The sequence below is a fragment of the Isoptericola sp. NPDC057653 genome (assembly GCF_042799955.1).
In the GTDB taxonomy this organism is placed as follows: domain Bacteria; phylum Actinomycetota; class Actinomycetes; order Actinomycetales; family Cellulomonadaceae; genus Isoptericola.
This window is the reverse complement of record NZ_JBHVHP010000004.1, coordinates 118,845-134,923: the sequence shown is the minus strand read 5'-3', so window position 1 is coordinate 134,923 and position 16,079 is coordinate 118,845. Positions and strand designations below refer to the sequence as shown.

The 16,079-nt window shown below is 74.9% G+C and carries 12 protein-coding genes; 5 read left to right on the top strand and 7 right to left on the bottom strand.

What is annotated here, in order from left to right:
* Window positions 1-67: 67 nt before the first annotated feature.
* From ACFU9A_RS20245 to ACFU9A_RS20230, 4 genes are all read right to left on the bottom strand, one after another.
* Window positions 68-1,678, bottom strand: a complete 1,611-nt coding sequence (locus ACFU9A_RS20245) for an APC family permease (protein WP_430577104.1) — start codon at window positions 1,676-1,678, stop codon at window positions 68-70.
* A 99-nt stretch (window positions 1,679-1,777) separates the two neighbouring features.
* Window positions 1,778-2,839: a 1-acyl-sn-glycerol-3-phosphate acyltransferase gene (locus tag ACFU9A_RS20240; protein ID WP_430577103.1), complete on the bottom strand. Its 1,062-nt coding sequence runs from the start codon at window positions 2,837-2,839 to the stop codon at window positions 1,778-1,780.
* On the bottom strand, window positions 2,836-3,711 hold the full coding sequence (locus ACFU9A_RS20235; RefSeq protein WP_430577102.1) for a patatin-like phospholipase family protein: 876 nt from the start codon (window positions 3,709-3,711) through the stop codon (window positions 2,836-2,838). Before ACFU9A_RS20235 ends, ACFU9A_RS20240 begins: the two co-directional genes overlap by 4 nt.
* 120 nt (window positions 3,712-3,831) lie before the next feature.
* Entirely contained in the window at window positions 3,832-7,365 is a 3,534-nt protein-coding gene (locus ACFU9A_RS20230; RefSeq protein ID WP_430577101.1) for a proline dehydrogenase family protein, read from the bottom strand.
* A 53-nt stretch (window positions 7,366-7,418) separates the two neighbouring features.
* Here ACFU9A_RS20230 and ACFU9A_RS20225 point away from each other — a divergent pair, with 53 nt between their 5' ends.
* Window positions 7,419-8,240: a helix-turn-helix domain-containing protein gene (locus ACFU9A_RS20225; protein ID WP_430577100.1), complete on the top strand. Its 822-nt coding sequence runs from the start codon at window positions 7,419-7,421 to the stop codon at window positions 8,238-8,240.
* A gap of 11 nt (window positions 8,241-8,251) precedes the next feature.
* Here ACFU9A_RS20225 and ACFU9A_RS20220 read toward each other — a convergent pair whose 3' ends face one another.
* Window positions 8,252-9,556 (bottom strand): Nramp family divalent metal transporter, encoded by a 1,305-nt coding sequence (locus tag ACFU9A_RS20220; RefSeq protein WP_430577099.1) that lies wholly within the window; start codon window positions 9,554-9,556, stop codon window positions 8,252-8,254.
* A gap of 208 nt (window positions 9,557-9,764) precedes the next feature.
* Between ACFU9A_RS20220 and ACFU9A_RS20215 the strand changes: the two genes are divergently transcribed.
* From ACFU9A_RS20215 to ACFU9A_RS20205, 3 genes are all read left to right on the top strand, one after another.
* Window positions 9,765-10,358 (top strand): biotin transporter BioY, encoded by a 594-nt coding sequence (locus ACFU9A_RS20215; RefSeq protein ID WP_430577098.1) that lies wholly within the window; start codon window positions 9,765-9,767, stop codon window positions 10,356-10,358.
* Between the two features lie 266 nt (window positions 10,359-10,624).
* Window positions 10,625-11,941 carry a Glu/Leu/Phe/Val dehydrogenase gene (locus tag ACFU9A_RS20210; RefSeq protein WP_430577097.1) on the top strand — a complete coding sequence of 439 codons (1,317 nt, stop codon included), beginning with the start codon at window positions 10,625-10,627 and terminating at the stop codon, window positions 11,939-11,941.
* Between the two features lie 119 nt (window positions 11,942-12,060).
* On the top strand, window positions 12,061-13,581 hold the full coding sequence (locus ACFU9A_RS20205) for a M48 family metallopeptidase (RefSeq protein WP_430577096.1): 1,521 nt from the start codon (window positions 12,061-12,063) through the stop codon (window positions 13,579-13,581).
* Between the two features lie 42 nt (window positions 13,582-13,623).
* On the opposite strand, the gene ACFU9A_RS20200 is transcribed toward ACFU9A_RS20205, so the two are convergent.
* The gene (locus ACFU9A_RS20200) at window positions 13,624-14,334 is read right to left on the bottom strand and encodes a YceI family protein (RefSeq protein WP_430577095.1); all 711 of its coding nucleotides are present in this window, start codon (window positions 14,332-14,334) and stop codon (window positions 13,624-13,626) included.
* Between the two features lie 121 nt (window positions 14,335-14,455).
* Here ACFU9A_RS20200 and ACFU9A_RS20195 point away from each other — a divergent pair, with 121 nt between their 5' ends.
* Window positions 14,456-15,298: a putative protein N(5)-glutamine methyltransferase gene (locus ACFU9A_RS20195; RefSeq protein ID WP_430577094.1), complete on the top strand. Its 843-nt coding sequence runs from the start codon at window positions 14,456-14,458 to the stop codon at window positions 15,296-15,298.
* Window positions 15,299-15,301: 3 nt separating this feature from the next.
* Here the strand turns inward: ACFU9A_RS20195 and hemQ are convergent, their stop codons facing one another.
* Window positions 15,302-16,063 (bottom strand): hydrogen peroxide-dependent heme synthase, encoded by a 762-nt coding sequence (gene hemQ, locus ACFU9A_RS20190; RefSeq protein ID WP_430577093.1) that lies wholly within the window; start codon window positions 16,061-16,063, stop codon window positions 15,302-15,304.
* Window positions 16,064-16,079 lie beyond the last annotated feature (16 nt).

Genomic DNA, 16,079 nt, shown 5'->3' with positions numbered 1-16,079 from the left:
CGGTCTCGGACCGGAGGACCGATCTGGCGGTCGGGCTCCGGCGGGGCGTCAGCCCCGGCGCGGGGTGTCAGCCCCGGCGCGGGGTGTCGTCGTCGACGCCGATGGCCGTCTGCATGGCCTCGCGGTAGTCGGCGGCGATCTGGTCCGGGTTCTTGCCGAGCTGCGAGTTGCGGTAGCTGTAGCCGAAGTAGATGGCGAACCCGAGGGCGAGCCACACGAGGAACCGCAGCCACGTCTCGACGTCGAGCTGGAACATCAGCCACAGGCACAGCACGCCGGAGATGATCGGCAGCGCGGGCGACCACGGCACGCGGAAGTGGTCGGCCTTGGCCTCGCCGCCGCCGGCCTTGAGCTGGCGCCGGCGCAGGATCGGGATGCCGAAGCTCACCAGCACGAACGCCGACAGGGTGCCGATGTTCACCATGTTGCCGAGCACGTCGACCGAGAAGAAGCAGGTGACGACCACCAGCAGGACGGCGCTGCCGACCTGGATCATCACCGGGGTGCCGCGCTTCTCCGACGTCTTCGACATGCCGCGCGGCAGCAGGCCGTCGCGGCTCATCGCGAAGACGATGCGGGTGAGGCCCAGCATCAGCACCATGACCACGGTCGTGAGGCCCACGAGGATGCCGACGGTGATGACCTGCGTGGCCCACGTCGGGGCGTTCTCCTGCAGCTGGAACGCGGTGATGATCGTCGCGGACGCGCCGCCGTCGGGCGTGGCGTCGCGCAGCTGCTGCGGGGTGGCCATGCCGGACAGCGCCAGGGAGACCGCGATGTAGAGCACGGTGCAGATGACCAGGCCGCCGAGGATGCCGCGGGGCACGTTGCGGCGCGGGTTCTTGGTCTCCTCGGCCGCGGTGGCCACGACGTCGAACCCGATGAACGCGAAGAACACGGTGCCGGCGCCGGCGAGGATGCCCATGACGCCGCCCACGGAGAGCTCGGCCCCGGCCATCCAGGAGAAGAGCGTCTGGGTCATCGTGGTGCTGTGCGTCGTGGACTCGCCGAACGACTCCGCGCTGGGCACGAACGGGCTGAGGTTGGACGCGCTGAAGAACGCGAAGCCGACCACGATGATCAGCAGCACGATGGCGACCTTGATGGCCGTGAGGACGCCGGTGATGCGCGTCGAGAGCTTGGTGCCGACGGCGAGCAGGGTCGCGAGGACGACGATGAGGATCGCGGTGCCCCAGTCGAAGGACACGCCCCCGATGTGGATCGTGTTGTGGATCCCGGACGCGACGCCGTCCGAGTCGACCCCGCCGAGGCCGAACACGTTGAGGAAGTTGTCGAAGTACAGGCCCCAGGCCTTCGCCACGACGGACGCGGCGAAGAACATCTCGAGGATGAGGTCCCAGCCGATGATCCAGGCGAGCAGCTCGCCCATCGAGGCGTAGGAGAACGTGTAGGCCGAGCCCGCCACGGGCATGTACGACGCGAACTCCGCGTAGCACAGGGCGGCCAGCGCGCACACGATGCCGGCGATGACGAACGAGATCACGACGGACGGGCCGGTCTGCGTCGCCGACACCTGCGCGGCCTTCGAGAAGATGCCGGCGCCGATGACCACGGAGATCCCGAGGACCATGAGGTCCCAGGCTCCGAGGGTGCGCTTGAGCTGGCGCTGGGGCTCGTCGGACGCCGCGATCGTCGCTTCGATCGAACGTCTCCGCATGAGCTGCATCGTTGGGGGCTCCTTACTGGTCCGTACCAGCCGCCGGGTCTCGGCGGCTGGGCGACCCTACCCGACGCTACGCCCAAGTGAAGGGGGCGTTCAGCCCGAGTGATCCCTCGGCAGGTCCTCGACCGGCCGGTCGACGTCGCGCGCGGTGATCCAGGCGTCCACCCGCTCCCACTGGTCGAACAGCCACAGCTCGCGCCCCTCCGCGTCGGCCGGGAGGTCCGCGACGCGGGTGAGCTGCCCACCCAGCACGATCTCCTTGTCCATGGGCAGCTCGCGCCAGATGTCGCGGGCGGTGACGAGCCGCTCGAGCCCGCTGTGCGCGACGACGAGGACGGCCGCGTCGGGCCGCACGGCGCCGAGCGCGGCGAGGAACCCGCCGGTGTGGGGCGCCATCACGTGCGGCATCCGCTCGGCCCGCTCGGCGAGGGACTCCTGGCCGGCGGCGCGCAGGGCCTCGATGCGTGCGGCGCGCCGGCGCGGCGTGACGTTGCCACCCTCGGGGAAGAGCACGAGCGCGCCGTCCGACCCGAGGTCCCCGGCGATCCGCGCGACGGTCGCGGTGGCGCCCGGCCGCCCGGGCCGGCGGCGCGAGCGGGGCGTGACGAAGGCGGCGGGGAGCCGGCCAAGGAGGACGTCGATCGCCGGGTCCCACTGCAGCGTGTCCTTGAGGACGACGGCGGGCGTGCGGCCCCCGCGGCCGAGGAGCGTGTCGACGAGGATGAACGAGTCCCCCGGCCCGGCGTGCCGGCTCAGCACGAGGACGGGGACGTCGGGCACGCTCGCGCCCGTCGGTGCCTCGACGACGATCTTCAGCCGCAGCGTCCAGCGCACCTGCCAGAACAGCACCGCGAGCGCCCAGCGGGCGACGGCCACGTGGGCCCGCTGCATCCAGGGCCTGTGCATCGCGAGCCCGAACCCGGACGCGATCCAGAGTCCCAGCAGCACGACCAGCGCGAGGGCGTCCCACAGCACGTAGAACGACAGCATCCACAGCAGCCGCACCACCCGCAGCCGCCCGGGCAGCACCCACGTCAGCGCGGCGCCGACCACCAGCGCGAGCATGATCGACGTCGGCACCAGCAGCACCGCCAGCGCCACGACCAGCGGCGCCAGGACCAGCCGGCGCACGACCTTGGGCGGGGGCGCGATCACGGCTCCCCCGCGTCGTCGGTGGCGTCCGTCGCACCGGGGCGGGACGGCAGGTCAGGCACCGACGCGAGGTACTCCCTGGCCGCCGCGTAGGACTGCGCGACGCGGCGGCGCGTGGCGTCGAGCTTGCGGAACGCGCCCAGCCTGTCGTCGCCGGGCAGCGACCCGCCGGTAGGCAGCACGTGCACGGTCGCGACGGCGCGCGCCTCCTCCAGCTCGCGGAAGTACCGGTGCCGGCGGGCGATCTCGAAGCTCACGCGCGCCACGTCCGACGGCTTGGTCGGGACGGTCAGCGGCTCCTCCACGCGGCCGACCTGCAGCACGTAGACGGTCGTGGCCCCGCGCCGCACCGCCTCGCCGAGCGGGATCGAGTTCACCATCCCGCCGTCGACGTAGTGCTCCCCGTCGATCTCGGTGGGCGGCAGCGCGCCGGGCACGGACGCCGACGCCAGCACGGCCTCCACCAGCGGGCCGGAGTCGAACCAGCGCTCCGACGCACGCTCGATGCTCGCCGCGACGACGACGAGCGGCACCCGCAGGTCCTCGAAGGTCGTGCGGTCGCCGAGCGTGCCCGCGATGAGGCGCCGCAGCGCCGCCGGGTCGTACAGGTGGGTGCGGGAGCGCGCCAGCCGGCCGAGCTGCCGGTACCAGGGCTCCCCGTACACCTCGGAGGCCGTCGGCGACGCCCACGCCTCGCCGAGCAGGTCGACGACGTCGAGGCTCGGCTCCGCGGCCACGGCCGCGCCGTTGATGGCGCCGATCGACGTGCCCACCACGAGGTCGGGGACCACCCCCGCCTCGAACAGGGCCTGCAGCATCCCGACCTGGACGGCGCCGCGCACCCCGCCCCCGCCGAGCACGAACGCCACCGTCATGGGCGCGATCGTGCCACGGCAGGCCGCGCACCTCCTGCCGAAACGACATCGAGCGTGCTGACGTGATCCTCACACGGCGAGTTCGAGGATCATGTCAGCACGCTCGATGCCAGCGACGGGTCAGGCGTGCACGTGACCGTACCGGTGGCGGGTGCGGCTGACGGCCTGCTCGCGGACCATCGCGAGCAGCTCGCGGCGGCCGCTGGCGACCACCGGCGCGTCGAGGACCGTCACGGTGCCGAGGCGGGTCGCCGCGGCCTCGTGCAGGCCCGGCGCGCGGCCGACGACGCGGACGCGGCCGGCGACACGGCCCGCCGCGACGGCGGCGGCGAAGTCCTCGTGGGACATCGGCGCCTCGTGCGGCACGCCCCAGCCGGAGTCGGAGTCCGGGACGACGACGGCGGGCACGCCCGCGCGCGTCGCCGCCGCGAGCACGCGCCGCACCTCGATCGGGAGGGCGCCCTCGCCGACGCGGACGGTGAGCCGCTCGATCGGGCGGTAGCGGAAGGTGTTCTCCTCCACGCGCAGGCCCGACCTGTCGTGCCCGACGCCGACCTCGGCGGCCCAGGCCGCGTCGTCGGAGGCCTGCGCCGCGGCGAGCCAGCCCTCGGGGTCGGTGGTGCGCGAGGGCACGCCCTCGGCGTCCGCCCAGGAGCCGAGCTCGGCCACGTAGTTCGGGCCGCCCGCCTTGGCGCCCGGGCCGACCGCCGACGCCTTCCAGCCGCCGAACGACTGGCGCTGCACGATGGCGCCGGTGATGTGGCGGTTGACGTAGACGTTGCCGGCTTCGACGCGGTCGAGCCAGGTCGCGATCTCGTCGTCGTCGAGGGAGTGGATGCCGGCGGTGAGGCCGAAGTCCACCTGGTTCTGCAGGCGGATCGCCTCGTCGAGGTCCTTGGCGGTCATGATGCCGAGCACGGGGCCGAACACCTCGGTGAGGTGGAAGAACGACCCGGGCGCGACGCCGTCGCGCAGGCCCGGCGACCAGAGGCGGTCCGCCTCGAGGCCGGCGGCCGCCGCCGCGTCGTCGAGGCGGCGCGGGCGCACCAGCCAGGACTCGCCCGGCTCCAGCGTCGTGAGCGCGCGAAGCAGCTTGCCCTGCGCGGGCTCGGTGAGCGGGCCCATGACGGTGGACAGCTCGGTGGCGGTGCCGACCGAGAGCGACTGCACGGCGTCCACGAGCTGGCGGCGGAACCGCTTGCCGGTCTCGGCGCTCGGGTCGCCCACGGAGCCGACGAGGATGACGAGCGACGCGGCCGAGCACTTCTGGCCCGCGTGCCCGAAGGCGCTCTTGACGAGGTCCGCGACGGCGAGGTCGAGGTCCGCGGACGGCGTCACGACCAGCGCGTTCTTGCCGGACGTCTCCGCGAGCACCGGGCGCTCGGGCCGCCAGGACGCGAACATCTCGGCGGTCTCGATGGAGCCGGTGAGGATGACGCGCGCCACGTCGGGGTGGGTCACGAGGTGCTGGCCGAGGTCGCCGTCCGGCACGCGCAGGAACTGCACGACGTCGCGCGCGAGCCGCGGGTCGAGCCCGATCTCCGGCGCGACCTCGTCGAACGCGGCGTGCACGGCCTCGATGACGAGCTCGTAGCAGCGGGGCGTCGTCGGGGCGGGCTTGGCGAGCACCGCCGAGCCGGCCGCGAGCGCCGCCAGGACGCCGCCCGCGGGGATGGCGACGGGGAAGTTCCACGGCGGGGTCACGAGGGTGACGCCGTCGGGCGTGAACGTGGCGCCGGGCACCTGCTCGAGGGCCTCCGCGGACGCGGCGTAGTAGCTCGCGAAGTCGATGGCCTCGCTGACCTCGGGGTCGGCCTCGGCGACGGTCTTGCCGGGCTCGTGCACCATCGCGGTGACGAGGTCGGTGCGGCGCGCCTCCAGCCGGCGGGCCGCGGCGCGCAGGACGCGGGCGCGGTCGGCGGGGGCGACGGCCGCCCACGCCTCGCGGGCGACGACGGCGCGCGCGACGGCGTCGTCGATCTCGCCGGTCGTGGTGACCTCGGCGGCCTGCACGGGCACGAAGCCCGAGTCCGGGCCGACGACGGCGCGGGCCCAGGTGCGGTGGGCGCCGACGGCGGGGTCGGTGTCGACGGCGTTGCGGAACGGCTCCGCCGACGGGCAGCCGGTCGCGGTGAGCGCGGCGGCCCCGCCGGCGAACCGGTCGCGGCGGCGCGGTGCGACGTCCACGGCCTGGTAGTGCACGCCGTGCGTCACGGACGCGCGGAACGCCAGCTCCTGGCGCTCCATGGCGGTGGCCTGGACGCCGTCGTGGCCGGCGGCCGGGGCGAAGGCGGCGTGCAGGAAGTTCTGCTCGGCGGCGTTCTCCTCGAGGCGGCGCACCAGGTAGGAGATCGCGACGTCGAAGTCCTCGTCGCGCACCACCGGGGTGTACAGGACGACGTGCCCGCCGTCCTTGGCGACCTCGTCGCGCACGAGGCGCGCCTCGATCGGCGCCATGCCCTGGAGCATCTCGATGTCGAGGCCCTCGGTGACGCCGCGGCCGCGGGCGAGCAGCACGGCGAGCGCCACGTGGAAGAGGTTGTGCGACGCGACGCCCAGCCGGACGGCGGCGGTGCGGTCGGCGCGCAGGTGGTGGTCGAGGATGCGCACGTAGTTGGCGTCCACGTCCGGCTTGGTCGGGTAGGGCGCCTGCGCCCAGTCGTGCAGCTCGGCCTCGACCTGCTCCATCGCCAGGTTGGCGCCCTTGACGAGGCGCACCTTGATGCGGGCGCCGCCGGCGGCCACGCGCCGCTGCGCGAACTCGGTGAGCCCGTCGATCGCGCCCATCGCGTCGGGCAGATAGGCCTGGAGCACGATGCCGGCCTCGAGGTCGCGGAACTCCTCGCGGTCGAGCACCTGCGTGAAGACCGCGGTGGTGAGCGCCAGGTCCTTGTACTCCTCCATGTCGAGGTTGAGGAACACGCCGTGGTCGCGGGCCGCGCGGTACAGGGGCAGCAGGTGCTCGACGACGCGCTCGCGCGAGCCGTCCAGGTCCCAGGTGACGAGCTGCGCCGCGACGGACGACACCTTGACGGAGACGTAGTCGACGTCGGGCCGGCGCACCAGGTCGATGGTGCGCTGCAGGCGGGCGGCGGCCTCGTCGTCGCCGAGCACGGCTTCGCCCAGGAGGTTGACGTTGAGGGTGTAGCCCTCGGCCCGGGTGCGGGCGAGGTGCGCGGTGAGGCCCTTGCCGGCGTCGGCCACGAGGTGGCCGACGAGCTGGCGCAGCCGGACGCGCGCGGCGGGCACGACGACCGACGGCAGCACGGGGGCGACGGCGGCACCGACCTTGAACAGGGTGCGGTCGACGGGGCCGAGGAAGGTGGCGGAGCCGGCGTCCCGGCCGAGGCGGGCGAGCGCGGTGGCGGCGACGCCGATGTCCTGCGGGCGCGCGACGTCGTCGACGAACCCGACGGCGAGCTCGAGCCCGGCCGGGTCGGAGACGAGCGAGCCGAGCCGCTCGGCGGTGGCGCGGGTCCTGCGGTCCCCACGGGTGGTGGAGCCGGCAGCGCCGGAGGAGCCGGACGCGACGGCGATCCAGTGGTGGGCGAGGGCGACGGCGTCCTCGACCAGGGCTTCGGCGCCCGCGTCGGTGTCGGCGCTGCGCACGGCGGAGGGGGTGGCGCCGCCGTGCGCCGGAACGGAGGTACTCATGCCCCCAGGGTGCGCCCTCGGGCAGGTGGCCGTCTTGTACGATCGGGCACGCGATGGGGGCAGATTCCGACAACACGACCGGCCCGGCGGGCGACGTCCCCGGCGACCCCGCACCGCCGGCCGCGGACGTGCCCGGCACGGCCGCCCTCATGGCCGCCCTGTCCCCCGTGATGGTGGACCTGATGGACGAGCTGTCGGACGTCATGTTCTGCGCCAAGGACGCCGACGGGCGCTACCTCGCCGTCAACCAGGTCTTCGTGCGCCGCACCAACGAGCGCTCGCGCCGGCAGGTGCTGGGCCGGCGGGCGGTCGACCTGTTCGTCCCCGAGCTGGCCGAGCGCTACGAGGCCCAGGACGCGGAGGTGCTGCGCACCGGCCGGCCCCTGCGCAACGAGCTCGAGCTGATCCGCCGCGTGGGCGGCACCCCGGGCTGGTTCCTCACCGCGAAGCTGCCCGTGCGGGACGCCGGCGGCCGCGTCGTCGGGCTGGTCTCGGTGTCGCAGGACCTGCGCTCGGGCGACGCCGACGACGCGACCATGGACGCCATGGCCCGCCTGGTCTCCGCCGTCGAGAAGCACCTCGACTCCTCCCCCGGCGCGCCGTTGTCCGTGGCCGACCTGGCCGCGATGGCGGGCAGCACGCCGGCCGTCCTGGACCGGCGGGTGCGCAAGGTGTTCGGGCTCTCGCCGCGCCAGCTCGTGCTGCGCACGCGCGTGGACCGCGCCGCGCACCTGCTCACCTCGACGACGACGCCGCTGGCCGAGGTGGCCGCCGCGTCCGGCTTCTACGACCAGCCGTCGTTCACGCGCACGTTCGCGCGCCTCACGGGCGAGACGCCGTCGTCGTTCCGGCGCCGCGCCCGCGCCGCGGGCTGAGCCCGCCGAGGTCAGCCCAGGACGGGCGCGAGCGCCTGCACCAGCTGCTGGACGCCGAGCACCACGAACATGCCCGCGATGGCGACGAGCGCCACGTTGGTCAGCGGGCGGTTGCGCCACCGCTGCGGCACGCGCGAGGAGTTCATGAGGAACAGCAGCGTGATGGCGAGGAACGGCATGAACAGGGAGCCGAGCGCGCCGTAGGCGACGACGAGCGCGATGGGCTGGTCCAGCAGGAGCAGCAGCATCGGCGGGAACGTGAGCCACAGGATGTAGGCCTTGTAGTACGTGCCGCCGGCCTTGCGGCGCGGGTCGTCCTCGGACAGGCCCCGGGCGGTCGCGACGAAGTCGGCGAACATCAGGGACACGCCGTTCCACACGCCCAGCACCGACGAGAACGACGACGCCCAGAACCCCACGAGGAACAGCGGCGCCATGAACGACCCGTACCGCTCGGCGAGCACGTCGGCGAGGTCCACCAGGCCGCCCTCGCCGTCCGCGAGCGTGATGCCGGAGGAGTAGAGCAGCTCGGCGCCCACCACGAGCATCGAGATGACGAACACGCCGGAGATCACGTAGGCCATCGCGTTGTCGATCCGCATGACCTTCATCCACCGCGGGGTGCTCCAGCCCTTCTCCTTGAGCCAGTACCCGTAGGCCGCGAGCGTGATGGTGCCGCCGACGCCCCCCGCGAGGCTGAGCGTGTACAGCAGCGAGCCCTCGGGGATGCGGGGCACCAGGCCGCCGACGATCTCGCCCAGGTTCGGCAGCGTGAGCACCGCGGAGCCCACGATCGTCACGAACATGACGCCGACGAGCACCGCGATGACGTACTCGAACATCGAGTACCTCCCGAGCCACACGATCGCGGCGCCGATCAGGCCCATCCCGATCGCGAACCAGACGAGGTCCACCTGCGGGAAGAGCGCCACGAGGGGCAGGGCGGAGCTGGACATCGCCGCGGCCCCGTAGCTGAAGCCCCACACCACGATGTAGACGCCGAAGTAGACGCTCGCCCACGCGCCGAGCGACTTCCAGCCGTCGAAGATGGTGCGGCCCGTCGAGAGCGACCAGCGGCCGGCCCCCTCGACCAGCACGATCTTGATGAGGACGCCCAGCACGGCCGCCCACAGCAGCGTGTAGCCGAAGCGGCTGCCGGCGACCAGCGTCGCCACGAGGTCGCCGGCGCCGATCCCGGTGGCGGCGACCACGAGGCCGGGGCCCACCAGCCGCCAGCGCGGCCGTTCGGCGCCGGCGAGCCCGGGGTCCAGGTCGAGGTCGGGGTCGGAGGTGCGTGCGACGTCTTTGTCAGCCATGGTGCCGGAGGCTACCGATCCGGGCGGACGGGTCCCGGGGAGGCGGGCCGGGCGCGCCGCCGATCGGCGTGCACGAAACCCACAAAGTCCGGGGCCCGGCACGCCCGCGACCGGCCCGCGTGTGTACGACCTGCACAAACGAGCGCCCCCCAGTCTTGGCGCACCACGGTCATGACCCCGCCCCCGGGCACGCCCTAGCGTCGTCGGTATGACCGCAGCCGCACTCCCCCTCGCCCCCGCCCGCCCGCGCCGCGTCCTCGCGGACCTGCTGCCCGGGGCCCTCGCCCGCGACGTCGTGCTCGTCGTCGCGGCGGCCGCCCTCACCGCCCTCGCCGCCCAGGTGGTGATCCCCGTGCCCGGGCTGCCCGTGCCGCTCACCGGCCAGACCTTCGCCGTCCTCCTGGGCGCCGCCGCCCTCGGCCCCGTCCGGGGCGCGACCGCCCAGGCCGTCTACCTCACCGCGGGCGTCGCGGGCCTGCCCGTGTTCGCCGGCGCGACGTCGGGCTGGGAGTCCGTCGCCGGCGCGACCGGCGGCTACCTCGTCGGCTTCGTCCTCGCCGGCCTCGTCGTGGGGGCGCTCGCCCGCCGCGGCGCCGACCGCCGCGTGCTCACCACCGCGGGCGCCTACGCCCTCGGCACCCTCACCGTCTACGCGGTGGGCGTGCCGTGGCTCGCCGTCAGCACCGGGATGCCCGTGGGCGCCGCGCTGCTCACCGGCGCCGTCGTCTTCCTGCCGGGCGACGCCCTCAAGGCGGCCCTCGCCGCGGCCCTCCTGCCCGCCGCGTGGCGCCTCGCGCGCTGAGCGCACCGCTGCCGTCGAGCCCGCCGGACCCTTCGTCCCGGCGGGCTCGACGCCGTTCCGGTCGTGCTCGCGTCAACCAGGACCATGGCCGGGTCAACGCTCGGGAACGGCTCCGCAACCCCTCGGGTTTCGCCCGCAGAGGCCCCCGCGGGAGGGACTACGGTGGGCGCCGAGGCCCACCATCCCGGGCCGCGCCACCCCTGCCGGCCCCCGACCCGGGGCCACCGGCACCGTGTCCTGGAGGACCCGTGACGACGACGACGTCGATGACCTCGACACCCCTGCCCGACACCCCCGCCGCCCCGGCGGCCCCCGCGAGCACCATCGAGCCCGCCCCGCGCGCGAGCTCCCCGCTGGACACCGCGCACAGCCAGCTCGCCAGCGCCGTGTCCGTCCTCGGCTACGACGAGGGCCAGCACCAGATGCTCGCCACCCCGCGCCGCGAGATCCACGTGGCCGTGCCCCTGCGGCGCGACGACGGCGAGACCGTCCTGTTCCACGGCTTCCGCGTGCAGCACAACATCACCCGCGGTCCCGGCAAGGGCGGCCTGCGCTACGCCCCCGGCGTCGACATCGACGAGGTCCGCGCGCTCGCCATGTGGATGACGTGGAAGTGCGCCATCGTCGACCTGCCGTACGGCGGCGCCAAGGGCGGCGTCGCCATCGACCCGCGCGACTACTCGACGGCCGAGCTGGAGCGCGTCACCCGGCGGTACACGTCCGAGATCATGCCGATGATCGGCCCGGACACCGACATCATGGCGCCCGACATGGGCACCGACGAGCACACCATGGCGTGGGTCATGGACACCTACTCGGTGAACCGCGGGTACACGATCCCCGCGGTCGTCACCGGCAAGCCCCTGGCGCTGGGCGGCTCCCGCGGGCGCGGCACCGCCACCAGCGCCGGCATCGTGCACGTCACCGCCGCCGCCCTCCGCGAGGCCGGCGTGCCCCTGAGCGACGTGACCGTCGCCGTGCAGGGCTTCGGCAAGGTCGGCTCGCACGCCGCCGCGATCTTCGCCTCGCGCGGCGCGACCGTCGTCGCCGTCAGCGACCAGTACGGCGGCGTCCGCAACGACGCGGGCCTCGCGATGGACCGCCTGTACTCGCACGTCGCCGCCACCGGCTCGGTGGTCGGGTTCGACGGCGGCGACCCGCTGTCCAACGACGAGCTGCTCGCCCTCGACGTCGACGTGCTCGTCCCCGCCGCGGTGGAGGGCGTGCTCGACGGCACCACCGCCGCGACCGTGCGGGCCCGCTGGGTGGTGGAGGGCGCCAACGGCCCCACCACCACCGACGGGGACCGCGTCCTGGCCGCCCAGGGCGTCACCGTGGTGCCGGACGTGCTCGCCAACGCCGGCGGCGTCGTCGTCTCCTACTTCGAGTGGGTGCAGGCCAACCAGACCTACTGGTGGTCCGAGCCGGAGATCGCCGACCGCCTCGAGCACCGCATGACGTCCGCCTTCGGCGACGTGTCCACCCTGGCCACGCGGGAGGGCCTGTCGCTGCGCGACGCCGCGCTCGTCATCGGCGTGCAGCGCACCGCCGAGGCGCACCGGATCCGCGGCCTGTACCCCTGACGGGGCCGCCCGCGCCGGAGGGCCGTCACGGGCCCTCTGGTGCGGGACGACGCGGGGTCGCTATCGTCCGTGCTCGACACGCGGACGACGTCGTCCGCACCGACCCCTCGGGAGTCCCCATGCCCACGGCGTTCCGCGCCCTGCTCTCCGTCCTCATGCTCGTCGGCTTCTACGTCCTGGCGATCGCCCTCCTGGTCGGCTGCGGCGCGGTCGCCGTGCTGGCCTTCCAGCACCACTCGGGCGCCGCGGCGGTCAAGTTCGGCTTCCTCACGGTCGTGGTCGCCGTCGGGATCGTCATGGCGCTGGTGCGCGTCGCGCGCTCGCAGCGCGCACTCCGCTCGACCGACGCGGACGACGTCGCCCTCGCACCCGAGGACGCCCCCGAGCTGTGGGACCTGGTGCGCGAGCTCGCCGACGTCGCGGGAACCCGCGCGCCCGACACGATCGTGCTCGCCCCCGTGGTCAACGCGGCCGTGAGCGAGGAGTCACGCCTCCTGGGGCTCGTCGGCGGTCGGCGGACCCTCGTCCTCGGGGTCCCGCTGGTGCAGGGGCTCACCGTGGGCCGGCTCCGCTCGGTGCTCGGTCACGAGATCGGGCACTACTCGAACGCGCACACGCGGCTGTCGCCGATCGCGTACCGCGGGCGGGCCGTGGTCGGCGAGACCGTCGCCCACCTCGAGGGCAACCTCGTCGGATGGCTGCTGCGCCAGTACGCGAAGGCGTACCTGGTGGCGTCGGCGGCGGTGAGCCGCGCGCAGGAGCTCGAGGCCGACCGCCTCTCCGTCCGGGTCGCGGGGCGCCGGACCGCCCAGGACGCGCTGCGCGAGCTGCCCGTCGTCGACGCTGCCTGGTCGTTCTACCAGGAGCGCTACCTCGCCCCCGCCTGGTCGCGCGGGTATGCCACGACGGCCGAGGGCTTCTTCGGTGGCTTCGCGCTCCTCCTCGCCGCGCGCGCCGACGACCTCGCGCGGCTGCGCGGGCAGGAGGCGCCGGGCGGGCGGTCGCGGTGGGACTCCCACCCTCCGATCGCCCAGCGCGTCGCCGCCATGGATCGCCTGCCCGACGACGCGACGTCCGACGACGACCGCCCGGCCACCGCCCTCGTCCCCGGGTTCGAGCGCGCCGCGGCCGAGCTCGCCGGCCGCGTGGTCGACTTCGGCGACCGGGAGCGGCTCGGCTGGGACCGGCTCGTGCCGGCGTTCATGGCCGCCTCCGACCGCGCCGACGCCGACGCGGTCTATGCGGCTGCCGCCCGGGTGGCCCACCGGCCGTCCGCCGGCCTGGGCACCCTGCTCGACCTCGTGGAGGGCGGCCACGGCGACGACCTGGTCCGTGCCGTCGTGTCGCGGGAGGCCCTGGAGCAGCCGGACTCCCTCGGTGCCGCGCTGCGCAGCCTGCTGGCGCTCGGCGTCCAGGAGGCCGCCGTCCGGTCCGGCGCCGCCGCGTGGCAGGGGTCGTGGAGCGCGCCCGCCGAGCTCGTCGGGCGGGACGCCAAGGGCGAGGTCCTCGACGTCGAGCGGGTCGTCGCGCTGGCCGTCGACCCGGCCACCGTCGACGACGCCCGCGCCGCGCTCGCCGCGGCGGGCGTCGACCTGGCCCGCGAGGCCCGCGCCGCCGCCGCGCCGGCGGCGGCGCGCTGAGCCGACCCGCGCCGGCCTCCGTCGGCCCCGACCCCGCGCGTGTCAGCGGGTGAGGGCGAGCTCCGCCTCCACGAAGCCGTCGTCCTCCACCGTCACGAAGCCGAGGTCCGGAGCCGTGACGCCGTAGTCCGCGAAGGTGACCGGGACCTGCGTGCTCACGGCGGCGCCGTCCTCGGTGAGGCGCACCTGCAGCGTCGCGGTGACGTCCTGCGGCACGCCCTGGATGGTCATCGTCCCGGCGGCGTCCACCGTGACCGTCTCGCCGTCGGCCACCGCGCTCACGTCGACCGGCTCGGAGAGCTCGAAGGTCGCCGTCGGGAACTCGGCGGTGCCGAGGATGTCCTGGAACCGGGCGTCACGCTGCGACTCGTCGGTCTCGATGCTCGCCATGTCGACGTCGATCGTGGCCTCGGTGAGCTCGCCGCCCGCGATCGTCGCGGAGCCCGTGACCTCGGAGGTGCGGCCGACGACGGTGACGTCCTTGCCCGCGAGGACCTCGTCCACGCGGTAGCCGGCCTCCGACCCGTCGCCGACGGCGTAGGCGCCGTCGAGGTCGGCGGGGTCGGCCGTCACGGCCGTGGCCGCGCCCGCCACGGTGGGCTCCGCGACGTCGCCGCCCGTCTGCTGGCCGGCGTAGAGGCGGATCGCCGCGAAGCCGAGGGCCGCGAGGAGCAGGACGGCGACGAGCGCGCCCACGACGATCCGGGTGGCCCGGCGACGGGGCGTGGGCGTGGGGGCGGCAGGTGCGGGCACGGGGGCTCCCGGTAGTTGAAGGCTGAACCAGACGGGTCGACCGTAGGCCCGCGCCCTGGGAACCGGCTGGCAGCCTCGCGGGAGAGTCGCCGGCCCGCGGCGCGGAACTAGGGTGTGCCGGGTGACCCGCACCGGTGCCCCCGTCCCGACCGACCCCCCGGACCCGCGCGCCCCGGTCGTGACCGCGCGGCTCCGCGCCGCGGGGTGCGTGTTCGCCGAGGACGAGGCGGCGCTGCTGCTGGGGTCCGCCGCCGACGCGGCACGGCTCGAGGAGCTGGTCGCGCGGCGCGTGGCCGGCGAGCCGCTGGAGCACCTGCTGGGGTGGGTGTCCTTCGCGGGGCGTCGCTGGTCGGTGGGGCCCGGGGTGTTCGTGCCCCGCCGCCGCACGGAGCTGATGGTCGCGGCGGCGCTCGCGCTGCCCGCCCCGGCCACGGTGCTGGACCTGTGCTGCGGGTGCGGCGCCGTCGGCGGCTCCGTGCTGCTCGGCCTGCGGGCCGCGGGGGCCGCGCCGGTGCTGCACGCGAGCGACGTGGAGCCCGCCGCCGTCACGCACGCCCGGCGCAACCTGGAGCCGCTCGGGGCCGCGGTGCACGAGGGGGACCTGCTCGCCGCCGTGCCCACGATCCTGCGCGGCCGCGTCGACCTGCTGCTGTGCAACGCGCCCTACGTGCCGACCGCCGCGATCGCGACCATGCCGCCCGAGGCGCGCGACCACGAGCCCGCCGTCGCGCTCGACGGCGGGTCCGACGGGCTCGACGTCCTGCGCCGCGTGGTGGCGGCCGCGCCGGGCTGGCTCGCGCCCGGCGGGTCGCTGCTCTTCGAGGTGGGCACCGACCAGGTCGACGGCGCGACGGCCCTGGTCACCGCGCACGGCCTGCGCGCGGCCGTCGTCACCGACGACGACCCGGACGCCGACGACGCCACCGGCGGCACCGTCGTCGTCGCCACCCTCGCTCGGGCGTGAGCGTCAGGCGCGGGGCTGCTTCTCCACCCAGTCGGCCACGGTGACGCGGGGGCCGGTGAAGAACGGCACCTCCTCGCGCACGTGGCGGCGGGCCTCGGTGTTCCGCAGGTCGCGCATGAGGTCGACGATCCGGTGCAGCTCGTCGGCCTCGAAGGCCAGCAGCCACTCGTAGTCGCTCAGCGCGAACGTGCTCATCGTGTTGGCGCGCACGTCCTTGTAGCCCGCCGCGGCCATGCCGTGGTCGCGCAGCATCGTGCGGCGCTCGGCGTCGGGCAGCAGGTACCACTCGTAGGAGCGCACGAACGGGTACACGGAGATGTAGTCGCGGGGGCGCTCGCCGGCGAGGAACGCGGGCACGTGGCCCTTGTTGAACTCGGCGGCGCGGTGCAGCGCCACCACGGACCACTCCGGCGCGAGGGCCGACCCGAGGCGCGACGCGCGCAGCCGCTGGTAGGCGCCCTGCACGGACTCGACCGACGGGCCGTGCACCCACACCATGAGGTCGGCGTCGGCGCGCAGGCCGGCGACGTCGTACACGCCGCGGACCACGACGTCGCCCTCGGCGCGGGCCGGGTCGCGGGCGTCGTCGGGCTGCCCGTCCCACAGCGCCGCCTCGGCCTCCGCGGCGACGGCGGCGCGCTCGGCGTCGCCGGCCGGCAGCGGCTCGGCGGTGGAGAAGACCGCGATCATCGCGTACCGGATCGACTCGTTGATCGCGGCGGCGTCGACGGTCTCGCCGGTGTCGCCGTGGATGTGCTCGCTCATGACGTCCTCTCGGGTC

What these genes read in the sequence shown, in the direction of transcription:
- ACFU9A_RS20220 (WP_430577099.1), bottom strand. Translation starts at nt 9,556, where the DNA reads ATGGCTGACAAAGACGTCGCACGCACCTCCGACCCCGACCTCGACCTG.
- ACFU9A_RS20225 (WP_430577100.1), top strand. Translation starts at nt 7,419, where the DNA reads ATGGGGGCAGATTCCGACAACACGACCGGCCCGGCGGGCGACGTCCCC.
- ACFU9A_RS20230 (WP_430577101.1), bottom strand. Translation starts at nt 7,365, where the DNA reads ATGAGTACCTCCGTTCCGGCGCACGGCGGCGCCACCCCCTCCGCCGTG.
- ACFU9A_RS20235 (WP_430577102.1), bottom strand. Translation starts at nt 3,711, where the DNA reads ATGACGGTGGCGTTCGTGCTCGGCGGGGGCGGGGTGCGCGGCGCCGTC.
- ACFU9A_RS20205 (WP_430577096.1), top strand. Translation starts at nt 12,061, where the DNA reads ATGCCCACGGCGTTCCGCGCCCTGCTCTCCGTCCTCATGCTCGTCGGC.
- hemQ (WP_430577093.1), bottom strand. Translation starts at nt 16,063, where the DNA reads ATGAGCGAGCACATCCACGGCGACACCGGCGAGACCGTCGACGCCGCC.
- ACFU9A_RS20215 (WP_430577098.1), top strand. Translation starts at nt 9,765, where the DNA reads ATGACCGCAGCCGCACTCCCCCTCGCCCCCGCCCGCCCGCGCCGCGTC.
- ACFU9A_RS20210 (WP_430577097.1), top strand. Translation starts at nt 10,625, where the DNA reads ATGACCTCGACACCCCTGCCCGACACCCCCGCCGCCCCGGCGGCCCCC.
- ACFU9A_RS20245 (WP_430577104.1), bottom strand. Translation starts at nt 1,678, where the DNA reads ATGCGGAGACGTTCGATCGAAGCGACGATCGCGGCGTCCGACGAGCCC.